The sequence below is a fragment of the Pelodictyon luteolum genome (genome assembly GCF_001622165.1).
Lineage (GTDB): Bacteria > Bacteroidota > Chlorobiia > Chlorobiales > Chlorobiaceae > Chlorobium > Chlorobium luteolum_B.
Map to the genome: position 1 here is coordinate 110,519 of NZ_LVWG01000035.1, position 13,891 is coordinate 124,409.

Consider the following 13,891-nt stretch of genomic DNA (forward strand, 5'->3'; position numbering starts at 1 on the left):
CGTTCAGGTAGTTTGCTTGGTTGAAAGAAAATTGCTGATGGCAAGACTCACGGCGTCTACCGCGTCTTCCAGAATATCGTTGACGACAACCGTATCGAACCGGTCGGCAAATCCCAGCTCGAGCTCTGCACGCTCGAGACGCAGCTTCAGGCTCTCTTCATCTTCGCTCTTGCGGGACTGCAGCCGCTCTTTCAGCACATCCATCGAGGGAGGCGCCAGAAAGACCAGAAGCGAACTGTCCGGAAAAAGCTTTTTCAGGTTCATGGCCCCCTTCACATCAAGGTCAAGCAGAAGGTCCGTGCCCTCCGCCATGGCCTCACGGGTCTTCTGGAAAAGGGTACCGTAATGATTGCCGAAGAAGAATTCATGTTCGATGAACCCCCCTTTCTCTATCTCCCTCTCAAATTCTTCTATCGAAAGAAAATGGTAATTGACCCCGTCAACCTCTCCCTCCCGCATGGGACGCGTGGTGGCCGACACGGAAAACCGCATGGAGGGAAAGCGCTCGAGCACACGGCGGGCAATCGTCGACTTGCCGGTTCCCGACGGGGCTGAAAACACCACAAGCCGCCCCTCTCTTTCTCTCTCTTCTGCCATTGGCTACTCTATGTTCTGGAGCTGCTCGCGGATCTTCTCGAGCTCCTCCTTGATATGGACAACCTTCTGGGAGATTTCCGCGCTCTGTGATTTAGATGCGATCGTATTGGCCTCGCGAAGCTGCTCCTGGAGAAGGAAGTTCAGTTTCCGTCCCGTACCGCTCTCGTCGTTATGCATCTCCTCGAGGAAAAACTTGTTGTGGCTTCTGAACCGGATCTGTTCCTCAGTGATATCGAGCCGGTCGGCAGCAAGCACAAGCTCCATTTCGAGCCGGTCGCGGCTGTAGGCAAGATCCTTGCCGGCAACGGCTTCGACCTTTGCCGAAAGTTTTTTGCGGACCACTTCAAGGTTGCCCTCGGCCTGCTTGCTGACAAGGGCAAGCGTGTCTTCAATTTCAGCAATCCTGGAGGCAAAATCCTGCAGCAGCTCTTCACCCTCCCGGCGACGCATCTCTTTAAGACGTTCGACAGCCTCCAGCACCACTGGTTTCACCATTGGCCAGAGAACCTCGCTGTTGTCAAGCGGGGTGGTACCGTTGTCGAAGACTTCAGGAAAACGGAGCAGGTGCTCAAGGGTTACGGGAGAGTCGATGCCCGCAGCCTCACTGAGGCGATCAAGAAGCACCCGGCAGGCTTTGGCCTTTTCCGGGTTGACGCTCGCCGTTATCGGCTGTTCGTCATCCGACTGCACCTGCACGTACACTGAAATCTTGCCCCGCTGGAACCGCTGGCGTACCAGCTCACGGACTTCAAGCTCGTAGGAAAGGAGCTGACGGGGAAGCTTGACGCTGATTTCAGCAAACCGGTTGTTCACCGAACGAAGCTCGACGAGGGTTTTCACCCCGCCCGCCACCGACTCGGCACTGCCGTATCCGGTCATACTTTCTAGCATAGATCCACCCTCGTCTTGTAGTGTTGCTGGTAACTGCTGCCCGTAGTCTGGGCGCACCCTGCAGGATCATGCCGGCAGAAGCGCGCCCGTCCTGGGCCGGTCGGCCTGCTTACTTGCGAAGGTCAAGATCGGCGATGACCTGGCGGTAACGCGCGATATCGACCTGCTGGAGATACTTCAGGGCTTTCTTGCGCTTGCCGACGATCATCAGAAGGCCGCGGCGCGAGTGCTTGTCTTTCGGATGCTGCTGCAGGTGGCCGGTGAGCTCGGTGATCCTGCGGCTGAACAGGGCAACCTGAACTTCGGTCTTGCCGGTGTTCTTGTCGTTGCCGCCGAACTCTGTGATGACTGCCGCCTTGTTCTCTTTTGAAAGGGTCATGTTCTCTTGCTGTTAGTATGGTAAATCGGTTGACCTGCAATATAATATTCCTAACAATACAACTCCACCGTTTTTTTATCTTTTTCAAGCTGCTGGCGGAGTGCCTCGAGGGTTGGAAACTTCCGCTCCCGGCGGATGAAGTGAAGCAGATTGAACGAGAGGTCCCTGCCGTAAAGCGAGCCCTCCCAGCCTAGGATATGCGCCTCCACCGATATCCTCCCGCCTTCTTCAACCGTCGGCCGGACGCCAACATTCATCATTGCCATCCAGGACGTGCCGTCGATCTCTGATTCTGCAATATAGACCCCGGCACGCGGCAACAGCTTATGCGGGTCCGGAATATGGATGTTTACCGTAGGGAACCCGAGCCTCCTGCCGCGTCCGTCGCCCTTGACCACCGTGCCGGAGATGGTGTAGAACGAGCCGAGGAAGGCGTTGGCCTCCTCGATCCGCCCCAGGCCGAGAAGCTGGCGGATGCGGGTACTGGAAAAATGCTCGTCGGCAATACGCACTTCACTCTCCACATCGACCGTGAACCCGAGTTCCAGACCGAGCCGCCGGAGGTCATCTCCGCTGCCGCTCCGGTTCCGTCCGAACCCGTGGTCATAGCCGATGACAATGCTTTTGGCTCCAAGAAGCCCCACGAGCACGTTCTCGATGAAGTCCTCTGAACTGCGCCGGGCAAACTCGGGAGTGAAGCGGACGACGAAAAGCAGGTCGACATCACCCGACTGGAGAAGCGTAATCTTTTCTTCAAGGGTGGTGAGCAGGCCGAGCGGCCCCGTCACCTCCCCCGCGAGCACCCGGCGCGGGTGCGGCTCGAAAGTAACCACAACACTCCGAAGACCGCGCTGGCGGGCAATCGAGACCATCCGGGAAATGATCTTCCGATGTCCGCGGTGCACGCCGTCAAACGCACCCACCGTCACGGCGGAAGCCACAACGGGAAACGCTTCCGGCTCTTCTGAGCGGAAGGGAAACACCCGGTTGCTGCGGTACTCAACGATCTGCATGCTGGCGGCTGCGGTCTTCTCGATTATTATCGGCTATTCTAGCTTCTTCTCTGTAATGCTCTGCATTACCCGCAGCACTGTCAAGCGCTCTGCTGCCCTCTCTTTCATGCTGCGCCAAAACACCACCCGGCTGCTGCTCATCCACCGCAATCTGGCTGAGGATGCGCGCCCTGGCATCCTCGACACTCATCGCATCCTCCACCCTGTACGGACCGACAGCCGTCCGCCGGAGACCGGCAAGGTATGCACCGACGCCGAGCGCCATGCCGAGCTCATCGGCAATCACCCGGATGTAGGAGCCTTTAGATACCAGAAGCCGGCAGTAGACGAGCGGCCCCTGCATATGGGTCACTTCGAACTGGTGGATTACGATCTCTTTGGCCTTCCGCTCCTTCACCTCTTCACCCTTCCGGGCCATTGCGTACAGGCGCTTTCCCTCATGCCAGGCCGCAGAGTGCATGGGCGGCTGCTGGAGGCGCGGCCCCACAAACGCCAGGGCGGCGGCGCGGACCATCTCAAGCGTGATGTGGCCGGCAGGGGTATGATCAGTCTCGGGGGTTTCGACATCGTGGCTCGCGGTCCGGGCACCAAGCTTGATGACGGCAAGGTACTCCTTGTCGAGCCCTTCGAGTGAAGGGATCTCTTTGGTCTTTCTGCCGGTTGCAAGAATGAGGAGCCCAGTGGCCTTCGGGTCAAGCGTGCCTGAGTGGCCCACCTTCCGTTTCAGGCCGCCCCGCTTGTAGGTATTGCGGATTTTGGCGACGACATCAAACGAGGTCCAGTCGAGTGGTTTATCAAGGAGCAGGAACTCCCCCGCTTCCGGGACCCCTTTCGTGCTGGTGTGTACTGCTTCCATGCTCGGATTGCCCCTGAAAGGGGCCTCAGGCGTTTTCCCCGTCATCCTTGCGGACGGAACGGAGCAGTTCCTCAATGCGGTTGGCCTGTTCGAAAAGCCGGTCCTCGAAGAACTCAAGCTCGGGGATGCGGCGGAACTGGTGGCGGATCCTGGAAGAAAGGATACGGCGGATATTCTTCGTCTCCTCCCGCAGGAACTCCATCGCCTCCGTCCGCTGTTCCTCTCTGCCGATGATGGACACATAGGCCCTCGCCAGACCGAGGTCGGCCGTTATCTTCACATCGACCACCGTCAGAATCGGTCCGCCGCGCGGATACTCTTTCTCAAGGATTGCCCCCAGCTCCTGCTGCAGGAGCGAAGCAACTTTTTCGGTTCGTCTCGACATGCCGTACTGCTGCAGTTCAGAGTTTGCGTTTCTTCTCGACGATGCGGTAGGCTTCCACCACGTCGCCGACCTTGATATCGTCATAGTTTTTCAGCCCCACGCCGCACTCGTAGCCGGCATCGACCTCTTTCACGTCATCCTTGAAGCGCCGGAGCGTGTCGAGCATGCCGTCATAAATCTGGACACCATCACGCAGCAGGCGTACCTTTGCGTCGCGAAGAATCTTGCCTTCGAGCACGTGGCAGCCGCCGACGTTGCCGACCTTCGGCACCCTGAACACCTGGCGGATTTCCAGCGAGCCGAGGCTCTCCTCGTGCAGTTCGGGAGAAAGCATGCCCTCAAGCGCCTTTTCTACATCCTCGAGCACATGGTAGATGACACTGTAGAAGCGGACGTCAAGGTCCTCTTTCTCGGCCAGTTTCTTGGCGTTGACGTTCGGACGGACCCTGAAGCCGATGATGATGGCGTCGGAGGCAGCTGCAAGCAGCACGTCGGTTTCGGTAATCTGGCCCACACCCTGGTGGATGATCTGTACCTTGACCTCCTCGTTCTGGATCTTCATCAGGCCGTCTGCCAGCGCCTGGATGGAACCGTCGGTATCAGCCTTGATGATGACGCTGAGTTCCTTCATCAGACCCTCCTTGATCTGGCGGGCGATGCTGTCGAGCTTCACACGGGTGCTGCGGCGGAACTCATGCTCGCGGCGGATGATCTGGCGCTTCTGGGCAAGATCACGGGCCTCTTTGTCGGAAGCCATCACCGTCAGCACGTCACCTGCCTGCGGCAGGTCCTCGAAGCCGAGCACGCTCACCGGCTGCGAAGGACCGGCACTCGGGATGCGCTTGCCGCGCTCATCCATGAGGGCGCGGACCTTGCCCATGATGTTGCCTGCAACAAACGGGTCGCCGACCTTCAGGAAGCCACGCTGCACGAGCACTGTCGATATGACGCCCTTGCCCTTGTCGAGCTCACTCTCGACGATGACGCCGGTAGCGGGAACATCTTTCGAGAAGTTGCCCTTCAGTTCGCGGATCTCGGCCTCGGTCAGCACCTTCTCCATGAGCTCCTCGATGCCGAGGCCTTTCTTGGCTGAAATCTCCTGACACTGGCTTTCGCCTCCCCACTCCTCGATGAGCACACCGGCCTCGGAGAGCTGGGTCTTGATTTTCTCGGGGTTGGCTTCCGGCTTGTCCATCTTGTTGATGGCCACCACAATCGGCACGCCTGCCGCCTTGGCATGGTTGATTGCCTCGATGGTCTGCGGCATGACGCTGTCATCTGCCGCCACAACGAGGATGACGATGTCCGTTACCTGGGCACCGCGGGCACGCATGGCAGTAAAGGCTTCATGGCCAGGGGTGTCGAGGAAGGTGATCTTGCGGCCGTTTGATGCCGTGACTTCATAAGCCGCCACATGCTGGGTGATGCCGCCGGATTCGCCGGCAACCACGTTGCTGTTGCGGATGTAGTCGAGCAGCGAGGTCTTGCCGTGGTCGACATGGCCCATGATGGTCACAACCGGGGGACGGGTCTCGAGATCCTCGTCAAGGTCCACCACCGCTTCGACCGCTGTAGCCTCGACCTCGGAGATGAACTCGGCCTCAAAGCCGAATTCGAGAGCGATGAGCTCGATCGACTCCTTATCCAACCGCTGGTTGATGGTCACGAACTTGCCGAGAGCGAAACACTTCTGGATGATGTCCTTGGCCGTCATGCCCATCAGCTCGGCGAGCTCATGCGGCGAGGCGTACTCGGTCACCCGCATAATCTGCTGTTCGGATTCGCGGAGCAGATCGGCCTCCTCCTGCTCGCGTTCACGCTCAATCTTGCGCTGCTTGCGGAACTTCGAGCGCGAACCGGTGCCGGTACCCTCGTCCATGCCGCTGATGGTGCTGCGGATATTTGCCGAAATGACCTTGTCGTCGACGGCGGGTTTCTTTTTCTTTCCTTTCTTCTTTCCTACGCCGAACGCTTCCGGCTGTGCGCCGGCGACGGGCTTCTTCTTCACCACGCCGTCCTCATCGAGGTCGGTGGAAGCCGGAGTTTCAAACTCATCTTTGAGTGCGACGGCCTGCTCACGGAAATTCTTCTTCTTGCCCTTCTTCTTCCGGTCGGCCTCGCTCTGCATGTCGAGGGTGCCGAGCACCGTCAGACCGCCGATGTTCTTTGGTGCGTCGTAGGAAACGATCTGGTCGTTAGGGACGGCTTCGGCAACCACCACCACCTCAGGCGCCGGGGGCTCGGCAACGGCCTCAACCTCTGGAGCGGAAACCGCTTCAAGTTCAGGCTCAGGTTCAGTTGCAGCTACGGGCTCCGTTGCAGCAAGGGGCGTTTCGGGAACACCGGGAGCCGGGGCCTCTGCCGGGACGACGGGTGCCGGAGCCGGAGCAGGTGCAGGAGCAGGCTGCGCGGCGGCACGGACCGGCGGTTCGTGGACCGGCGGGGCGGGGCTGGGAGTAAGGGTTTCACGGAGCAGCTGCTCCTTTTCGACGGCGCGGCGTGACTGCTCTTCGAGGCGCGTCAGGCGGAGCTGCTTCTCGGCGCGGATCTTGCGGGTCTCATCGACCATCTTCTTCTCATTGCTGAACTCAGCAAAAATCAGGCCGCGCATCTCCGAATCCACCATGGAGGATGTTGAAGCCACCTTTGCCCCTCCCTCTTTGACGAAGCGCAGGACTTCCTGCGGGCTAACCTGCAGCTCTCTTGCTATGTCACTGATCCGGTATTTCTTGTCCATGTCCTCAACGGCCATTACATCCTCCTCTGGATTAAAAAACTCTTTACTCTTTATCCGCCCCGACGCCGCCTGCCCCGCCGATTCATCACTCCTCGTCGGGGGCCGCCTCACCGGCGGACAGGGGGGCCTGAGCCTCATCCTCATCCACGGCTGCATCCGCTATCCCGCTGGCTTCAGGGTCAGCAGGAACCTCAGGGGCCGCCTCTTCTCCACCTCTGTCTGCCGCATCAAAAAACAACGGTTCGGGCTCCTTGAACAGATCCTCCAGATCCTCGTCCGAGAACTGCTCCTTCACGGTGCGGTAGATCGTATCGGCAATCTTGTGCCAGTAGCGCTTTTCGTCATCGCTGATACGGCGTTCCCTCGGTTTGGCGGGGCCGCGCATGCTCTTGCCGAACACGGTGACTTCTTCCTGTCGCTGCGGGCCGAGCAGGGCCTGCTCGATCTCCTCCACGCCGGCTTTCAGCGCTTTCTTTGCGGTATCGAGGCCGGCATCGAGCAGCTGGTAGATCATGTCATCGCCAAACTCCTCGCGGAACTCGATGATGTCGATGTCGGTAGGATCCTCCATCGAACGGTCAATCACGTCGCGGTAGACGTCGATCTCATATCCGGTCAGTTTCTCGGCCAGATGGATGTTGTTGCCATTCTTGCCGATCGCGTATTTGATCTGGTCGGGCTTCAGCATCACGCGGGCTTTGCGGGTCTTCATGTCGGCATGCACCGTAAGCGGGTCGATCTTTGCCGGCTGCAGTGCACGTGAAATATAGACCTGCGGTTCGTCGCTGTAGTAGATGACGTCGATGTTCTCGTTGTTGAGTTCCTTCACGATGCTCTGGATGCGTTTTCCCCGGTAACCGACGGTGGCGCCGACAGGGTCGATGCGTGCGCTCGTTGACTCAACGGCAACCTTTGCCCGCTCGCCCGGCACGCGGGCGATGCCCTTGATGACGATGAGGCCGTCAAGGATTTCAGGGACTTCCTGTTCAAAGAGTTTGTAGAGGAAGCGGTCGTCAACACGCGATACGATGACCTTCATGCCGCCGTCCGACTTCTCCTTCTCTTCCACCGAGCCGTCATCAAGACGCACCTTTACCCGCTCGCGCTCAATGTTCTTCACATAGAGCTTCATGCGGGGCGTACGGCGGGGGTTGTCCTTCTTCATCATCTCCGACTTCGGAAGCACCAGTTCGACCCGGTGGTCTTTCGATGTGTTGTAGGTGAAGATCACCTCATTCGAACGAACCTGGTATACCTCGGCAGCGATCACCTCGCCGACCTTCTCGAGGCACTCTTCATACACAACCATACGCTCAAGGTCGCGCACCTTTTTCTGCACCGACTGCTTGATGATCTGGATGGACTTGCGCGTGAGGTAGTCGTCAAGCTTGATGGGGCCCTCTTCATAGTAATCACCGACTTCAAGCGATTCGTCGATCCTGCGGACCTCCTCCAGGCTGATTTCGATCGGTGCGATGTCCACCTCTTCGACGATCTTCTTCAGGATATAGACCTCGAAGTCGCCTCTCTCAGGGTTGATGAAGATGTTGGCCTCGACCTCCGGGTCGTAGTCCTTGCGGAGCTGCTTCTGGATGATATCCTTCAGAAGGTCGGCAATGTCCATTTTCACCGCAGCGCTCTCAACGCGCTTGTCGAGGAAAATCTTCGACTGCTCGATTTCACCGAACGCGCTAGCGATCTGTGCCTTCCTGTCAGCTCCTTCAGCTTTTACCTGCTTTCTGGCCATCTCATTCTATGATTGTGCATTTATAAAAAAAGACAAACTCAAATTTCCGCTTCCGGAACCGCGCGGCTTACCGCATCGAGCTCCAGCGTCATATCTTCAGTCTCTTCCTGCCGTCCCTTCTTCTTTGCCGTCTGGGGCTTGAGGGTTATCGATCCGCCACCTTCCGTGAGCGACACCGCCTGCAGGTGCCCCGCCACCTCATGCTCAACGCCTTCCGGGTCGCGGTACCACACCCTCAAAAGCCTGCCCACATGGCGGCCGTACTGGCGCCGGAGCACGAGCGGTTCACCGAGGCCGGGAGAGCCGACCACAAGGTCGAAATCCTCGCCCATCGTTCCCGAGAGAGCCTCGTCCTCCTCCAGCCGTTCACGGATGCGCCGTGCAAAAAAAGAGCACTGGTCGATACGCACGCCGGAATCGGCGTCCAGAATAACCTCGATCTTGCGGTGCACCGCCGAGCCCTTGACCGTCATCGCGACGAGGTAGACGCCCTCGCCCTTTGTGCCGACGGAGTCCTCGAGTATGTTCTGGACGATTCCTTCGATATGACTGTCAATCGAGCCCTGCATGGCAATAAAAATTGTGTTCGTGTGCCCTGAAATCGGGGAAAACAAAAAAGTGGGGATCCCCCACTTCACATAAGAAAAATTCCGGATCCTGCTTCCCCTCTCAAACGCTGCACGCTAATGTACAAAAAAAGCCTGCAACAGTCAACAACATTACGCGCCGCCCCTCTCTTCGTCCCGAAGCCTGCTCTCCACCACCTCGAAATCAGCCTCCTCGGCCTCTTTCGGCCCCGGTGTGCGGCTCTTCGGCCCTAACGGCACGCGCCCTTCAGCCGCCCCCTGGAGAAAGGAGACGAACGCGCTCCTCAGCACCCGCATGAGCAGGCGTCCGATGAGCCAGAGTACGACGAGAAAAAGGAAGAATTTCAACATGTTCAACTATACAACACCGGAACTCAAAAAAAAATCCCGGGGCGGAATGCCTGAACCGCCCATGAGCACACAGGAATGATCTCTTGGAAAGGGCGCCAAAAAGATTTATACTTTTTAAAAGTACGAATAAGACAAAAAGTTGTCGCCATGGAAGAACATTTTCGCGATACCATACGACAGAAGATCGTCGATTCGCAGGCCAGGGCCTATCCCTCCTTCACCCGGAGGGACACCCGCATACCGGCCGTTGCGGGAAAAGCCGTTGCGGTCATCGGCATGCGCAGGGCGGGCAAGACCACCCTGCTCTGGCAGCTCATGCAGGAGAGCGAGGAGAGCGGGAGCGGCCGCGAGGAGATGCTCTACTTCAGCTTCGAAGACGAGCGCCTTGCGGGGATGCGGGCCACGGACCTCCAGCTGGTCGTCGAGGAGTACTACCGGCTGCACCCCCGGCTCAGGGACAACAGGAAGGTCCTCTTCTGTTTCGACGAAATCCAGGTGGTGGAGGGCTGGGACGCGTTCGCGAGGCGCATCCTCGACAGCGAATCCTGCAGGGTCTTCCTCTCCGGCTCATCGGCGAAGATGCTCTCGCGGGAGGTCGGCACCAGCATGCGCGGCAGGGCGCTGGAAGCCACACTCTATCCGTTCAGCTTCAGGGAGTACCTGCGCCACCGGAGCCTCGAACCCCGGGAGGAGCCCGCACGGTGGACCAAGAGGGATCGCTCCGCCATCCGCCACGAGCTCGAAGAGTACCTCGTCTACGGAGGGTTCCCCGAAAGCCTGGGGGTGAGGGGGCGCGACCGGATGGAGCTCCTGAAGAGCTACGTCGACGTCACGCTGCTGCGCGACGTCATCGAACGGCACGAGGTCTCCAACCCCACGGCGCTGCGCTGGATGGTCCGCCACCTGCTCGCCAACCCTGCGGGCTCCTTCAGCGTCAACCGCTTCCACAACGATCTGAAGTCGCAGGGCATCACCGCCGGAAGGGAGAGCGTCTACGACTATCTCGGCTTTCTCGAGGACGCGTTCCTGCTCCGCACCGTCCCGATAAGCACCACCTCCGAACGCCGCAGGATGGTCAACCCGAGGAAGGCCTACCCGATAGACATGGGGCTGATAGGCCCCTACGACCGATCGGGCAAAGCCAACACCGGCCATGCCCTGGAAACGTGCGTCTATCTGGAGCTCTGCAGAAGGGGATATGAGGTCGCCTACGTCAGGACCGGCGAAGGGTACGAGGTCGATTTCCATGCGACGGACCCGGAGGGGAACGAGATGCTGATCCAGGTCTGTGCAGCAGCGGCCGACAGCAAGACTCTTGCAAGGGAGGTGCGCGCGCTCGGGAAAGCGGCAGAAGAACACCCCCGCGCCGAACTGCTGCTGATTACGATGGAGCCGCCGCCTGGAAAGGGGCTTTCAGGAAAGGTCAAAACCGTGCAGGCCGAGGAGTGGCTGCTGGAAGAGCCGCCCTGGAGATGACGGCAGCCTAGCGCACCCTCATCCGAACCTCAAACGGATCGCCGTTGAAACAGGTCAGCACACCCCCGACCGTCTGGACGACGGTCGAGCCGTTGGCGACGTTGAAGGAGAGATCGAGCCCCCGTGTCGCACGCGTTACAGCCGAATCAAGCTGGAAAATGACAATCAGCCTCGTAACGTCACCGATATTGTTTTCGGCTATATCAGATACAGGTATCTTCCCGCTATCCGACACGAGGAACCTGCCCCCGGATGAATAGGAGCTGGTGTTGGGCTCAAGAGAATTGAAGAAATAGGTCGTATATCCCCAGTCCACGCTGCTCAGCGCAATCTGTGCAGCTGTTTTCGGATCTCCCTTGTAGCGGTATACCATGGAGCCTGAACGGGAGTAACAGGTCGTGTTCGGCGCCACGGTCAAGTCTCCGCCACCCTCAGCCACTGGCTTATTGGTCACCAGCTGCCGCGAAAACTTCGCATGCGCCTTCACCTCGACTTTCGGCTCGAGAATCACATATCCGTGAGTGTATGTCCCGTCAGGCGGTCGCACGAGCAGCGACGAAAGGAGTAAGGACTCGCCGTTCTTCACTTCCAGCCGCAGCGGATCCACACCGCTCTCGAAAAGCTTTACTGCCGTATCGCCCGCATCGAAAGCCACGGAGGTAGTTGGCGACACCGGCGGCTCCGTGCAGAACCCAACCTCATAGATGAACACCCGGTAGCTGTCGGGCTCGATATAGCAGTTCCCCGTTGAAGTGATCTGGCCGCTGACGGGGTCGATCTGGCAGGCTTCGTCAGCTAATACTTCCCCGTCCGGCACAACCAATACCAGAATCAGCGATAGAGTCAGAAGCACACGTTCAAACACATTCATCAGGAGCACCATCCTCAGGAAACTTGATGAAATATGGCCGGTCATAGGGAATGACGCCTCCCATAAACAGACATCACAACAACAGCGCTCTTAACGCAGGCTCAGATTGATATTGAAGGGGCCTGGAGCAAAAAACCAAATCGTGTTATCAGTATACTGATATACCGAACAGCCCTCCGTCACTTTGAAGGCGAGATCCATCGTCATCGTGGATGCATCAATCGTCACATTCAGTGGCATTATGCCGACCAGCCGGGTGATAGTACCGGCTGAACCGGCCCCAGCGTCATTGGCACCAACTCCCAGCTTGTATGATGAATCCGTTAAATAAGCCGAAATCCCCCCTCAGTACTTATGTACCTGCTTCCTGTATAAGAAGGCTGAGTATTGAAGGCATTCATTTTTATGGTCGCCAGATTCCATGAAGTGTCACTAGTTGCAACTCGTTCGCCCTTTTTGGTATTCATGTTATCTGTGGACTCCCAAAGAAATTTTTCGGAATCAAGGGAGTAATAGGTAACCGTTTCAACTGTATACTTCCCTTTTACCTTAAACGTTGGATCTATAACGACATATCCATATGAATAGGTGCCATCCGGAGGGCGGTTGATAGTACCAGGAAGTGAAGAAGAAACCCCATTACGAACAATCACCTCATCCCCTGAAGAACTTTGACTTTGATACACCTTAACTGCACTGGAAAAATCAAGCGGGGTATCAGCATCCGGAGTCCCCGGATTTGACTTTAGCAACCCCATTTCGATAACTGCCATACGAAACTCGTCCGGTTCAAAAAAAGAAACGGCTCTCGCTTCATGCGAACCCATAAAAAGGGCGACAAGCAGCAGGAATGCTATCACTCTTATTTTCATGACAAGTAATGGTTTAGAATCCTGTTACGGTTACATTGAAGCTCGCGTTCCGCCTCGCCTTCATGATGCGGTTCTCACGACGCACTTTCTCGAAGCGTCGATCAACCATGCTCTCGAAGGTATACGGTGTTGATATGGTATGCGGTTTCGTTGCACGGTTCACGTCGTTGCCGCCGAAACTGAAGTTGTAGGCGAGGGTCAGGAAGCGCTCGAACGAACGGCCCTCGTTGTTGCCGCTGTTGTAGTCCGTGTAGCCAGCCTCGACCGACAGACCTTCATACAGCGAACCGGTCAGGCTGAACGTGTTGCCCTTCACATCTTCAATGTTGTCTTCCCCGTTCCAGCAGAAATGCTTGAACCGCATATGCGCGGAAGGGATGTAGGGGACAGCCAGCGCCACTTCGGCATCGTAACCGCCGAGAGCACGCTCTTCCATGTTTCCGCCGACATCCTTCCATTTCGTCAAGGCGCGGTACAGGTTGGTATTTATCTCACCGACCGTCGTGCGGAGTTCGCCGCCAACGCTCATGCGCTGATGGTCATAGGGAAACTCATGGTCGAAGAAAATGTTTGTACCAAGCAGTACTTTCTCATCGCATACCATCCTGCGATATCCGTAACCAAGGTTGAAGGTGGTACGTCCTCCCTCGCGAAACAGGCTGCTCTGGATAAAGGTGTTGTCGCGGAGGTCCCGGCTTTCAGTTACCGGGCGCAGGAACATGAAGCTCCATACCGGCTCGCTGGAGGTAATGCCCGTAATGGAGATTTCAGTTACTCCCTGACGGGTGGAAAGGAGGTTGGTGAGCCAACTCTCGGATGCACGATCGGCAAGGCTTCCAGCCTCGCTTTTCAGCACCTCAGCAGTAGTGCCCTGCTCGATACTTCTTGCAAGTTCAGGCACCAGGGCAAGCATACGATCCTCTACTGCATCTGACGCATGCAATGGTGAAACCCAAAAAGCAGCAAGCAGGGACAGGAGAAACAGCGTCTTTCTCATGTGTTCTTGATTGGGGGTTCAGGAGGCGTTCTGCCGGCAAGCGACGAACCGGCGAACAACAGTCGAATTATACCTCATTCGACGATGTAATATAGCGTCAATAAAAAAATAATACAAGTCGATTACGCGGCC

14 protein-coding genes are annotated in these 13,891 nt (G+C 57.6%); 1 reads left to right on the forward strand and 13 read right to left on the reverse strand.

What is annotated here, in order from left to right:
- Positions 1–3 precede the first annotated feature (3 nt).
- The 10 genes from gmk to A3K90_RS09370 all read right to left on the reverse strand — a co-directional run bounded on the left by gmk (position 4) and on the right by A3K90_RS09370 (position 9,543).
- Positions 4–597 (reverse strand): guanylate kinase, encoded by a 594-nt coding sequence (gene gmk / locus A3K90_RS09325; RefSeq protein WP_303682342.1) that lies wholly within the window; start codon positions 595–597, stop codon positions 4–6.
- A gap of 3 nt (positions 598–600) precedes the next feature.
- Positions 601–1,488 (reverse strand): YicC/YloC family endoribonuclease, encoded by an 888-nt coding sequence (locus tag A3K90_RS09330; RefSeq protein WP_303682343.1) that lies wholly within the window; start codon positions 1,486–1,488, stop codon positions 601–603.
- A 109-nt stretch (positions 1,489–1,597) separates the two neighbouring features.
- On the reverse strand, positions 1,598–1,867 hold the full coding sequence (gene rpsO / locus A3K90_RS09335; protein ID WP_303682344.1) for a 30S ribosomal protein S15: 270 nt from the start codon (positions 1,865–1,867) through the stop codon (positions 1,598–1,600).
- Positions 1,868–1,917: 50 nt separating this feature from the next.
- Positions 1,918–2,880, reverse strand: a complete 963-nt coding sequence (ribF, locus tag A3K90_RS09340) for a riboflavin biosynthesis protein RibF (RefSeq protein ID WP_303682345.1) — start codon at positions 2,878–2,880, stop codon at positions 1,918–1,920.
- Complete coding sequence (gene truB / locus A3K90_RS09345) at positions 2,867–3,736, reverse strand: tRNA pseudouridine(55) synthase TruB (protein WP_369690419.1); 870 nt, start codon at positions 3,734–3,736, stop codon at positions 2,867–2,869. Before truB ends, ribF begins: the two co-directional genes overlap by 14 nt.
- Before the next feature lie 25 nt (positions 3,737–3,761).
- Positions 3,762–4,121: a 30S ribosome-binding factor RbfA gene (rbfA, locus tag A3K90_RS09350; protein WP_303682346.1), complete on the reverse strand. Its 360-nt coding sequence runs from the start codon at positions 4,119–4,121 to the stop codon at positions 3,762–3,764.
- Between the two features lie 16 nt (positions 4,122–4,137).
- The gene (gene infB, locus A3K90_RS09355) at positions 4,138–6,873 is read right to left on the reverse strand and encodes a translation initiation factor IF-2 (RefSeq protein ID WP_303682347.1); all 2,736 of its coding nucleotides are present in this window, start codon (positions 6,871–6,873) and stop codon (positions 4,138–4,140) included.
- Positions 6,874–6,943: 70 nt separating this feature from the next.
- A complete protein-coding gene (gene nusA, locus A3K90_RS09360) occupies positions 6,944–8,605 on the reverse strand; it encodes a transcription termination factor NusA (protein ID WP_303682348.1) in 1,662 nt (553 codons plus the stop codon).
- A gap of 38 nt (positions 8,606–8,643) precedes the next feature.
- A complete protein-coding gene (gene rimP / locus A3K90_RS09365; RefSeq protein ID WP_303682349.1) occupies positions 8,644–9,174 on the reverse strand; it encodes a ribosome maturation factor RimP in 531 nt (176 codons plus the stop codon).
- A 150-nt stretch (positions 9,175–9,324) separates the two neighbouring features.
- Complete coding sequence (locus A3K90_RS09370) at positions 9,325–9,543, reverse strand: hypothetical protein (RefSeq protein ID WP_041463899.1); 219 nt, start codon at positions 9,541–9,543, stop codon at positions 9,325–9,327.
- A 147-nt stretch (positions 9,544–9,690) separates the two neighbouring features.
- Here A3K90_RS09370 and A3K90_RS09375 point away from each other — a divergent pair, with 147 nt between their 5' ends.
- A complete protein-coding gene (locus tag A3K90_RS09375) occupies positions 9,691–11,019 on the forward strand; it encodes an ATP-binding protein (protein WP_303682350.1) in 1,329 nt (442 codons plus the stop codon).
- A gap of 7 nt (positions 11,020–11,026) precedes the next feature.
- On the opposite strand, the gene A3K90_RS09380 is transcribed toward A3K90_RS09375, so the two are convergent.
- From A3K90_RS09380 to A3K90_RS09390, 3 genes are all read right to left on the reverse strand, one after another.
- Positions 11,027–11,935, reverse strand: coding sequence for a hypothetical protein (locus tag A3K90_RS09380; RefSeq protein WP_303682351.1), 909 nt, complete (start codon positions 11,933–11,935; stop codon positions 11,027–11,029).
- Positions 11,936–12,213: 278 nt separating this feature from the next.
- Complete coding sequence (locus A3K90_RS09385) at positions 12,214–12,762, reverse strand: hypothetical protein (protein WP_303682352.1); 549 nt, start codon at positions 12,760–12,762, stop codon at positions 12,214–12,216.
- A 13-nt stretch (positions 12,763–12,775) separates the two neighbouring features.
- Positions 12,776–13,759, reverse strand: coding sequence for an inverse autotransporter beta domain-containing protein (locus A3K90_RS09390; RefSeq protein ID WP_303682353.1), 984 nt, complete (start codon positions 13,757–13,759; stop codon positions 12,776–12,778).
- Between the last annotated feature and the right edge of the window lie 132 nt (positions 13,760–13,891).

Bases quoted from the DNA above. Each gene is read 5' to 3' on its own strand.
- gmk (WP_303682342.1), bottom strand. From the start codon at position 597: ATGGCAGAAGAGAGAGAAAGAGAGGGGCGGCTTGTGGTGTTTTCAGCC.
- A3K90_RS09330 (WP_303682343.1), bottom strand. From the start codon at position 1,488: ATGCTAGAAAGTATGACCGGATACGGCAGTGCCGAGTCGGTGGCGGGC.
- rpsO (WP_303682344.1), bottom strand. From the start codon at position 1,867: ATGACCCTTTCAAAAGAGAACAAGGCGGCAGTCATCACAGAGTTCGGC.
- ribF (WP_303682345.1), bottom strand. From the start codon at position 2,880: ATGCAGATCGTTGAGTACCGCAGCAACCGGGTGTTTCCCTTCCGCTCA.
- truB (WP_369690419.1), bottom strand. From the start codon at position 3,736: ATGGAAGCAGTACACACCAGCACGAAAGGGGTCCCGGAAGCGGGGGAG.
- rbfA (WP_303682346.1), bottom strand. From the start codon at position 4,121: ATGTCGAGACGAACCGAAAAAGTTGCTTCGCTCCTGCAGCAGGAGCTG.
- infB (WP_303682347.1), bottom strand. From the start codon at position 6,873: ATGGCCGTTGAGGACATGGACAAGAAATACCGGATCAGTGACATAGCA.
- nusA (WP_303682348.1), bottom strand. From the start codon at position 8,605: ATGGCCAGAAAGCAGGTAAAAGCTGAAGGAGCTGACAGGAAGGCACAG.
- rimP (WP_303682349.1), bottom strand. From the start codon at position 9,174: ATGCAGGGCTCGATTGACAGTCATATCGAAGGAATCGTCCAGAACATA.
- A3K90_RS09370 (WP_041463899.1), bottom strand. From the start codon at position 9,543: ATGTTGAAATTCTTCCTTTTTCTCGTCGTACTCTGGCTCATCGGACGC.
- A3K90_RS09375 (WP_303682350.1), top strand. From the start codon at position 9,691: ATGGAAGAACATTTTCGCGATACCATACGACAGAAGATCGTCGATTCG.
- A3K90_RS09380 (WP_303682351.1), bottom strand. From the start codon at position 11,935: ATGACCGGCCATATTTCATCAAGTTTCCTGAGGATGGTGCTCCTGATG.
- A3K90_RS09385 (WP_303682352.1), bottom strand. From the start codon at position 12,762: ATGAAAATAAGAGTGATAGCATTCCTGCTGCTTGTCGCCCTTTTTATG.
- A3K90_RS09390 (WP_303682353.1), bottom strand. From the start codon at position 13,759: ATGAGAAAGACGCTGTTTCTCCTGTCCCTGCTTGCTGCTTTTTGGGTT.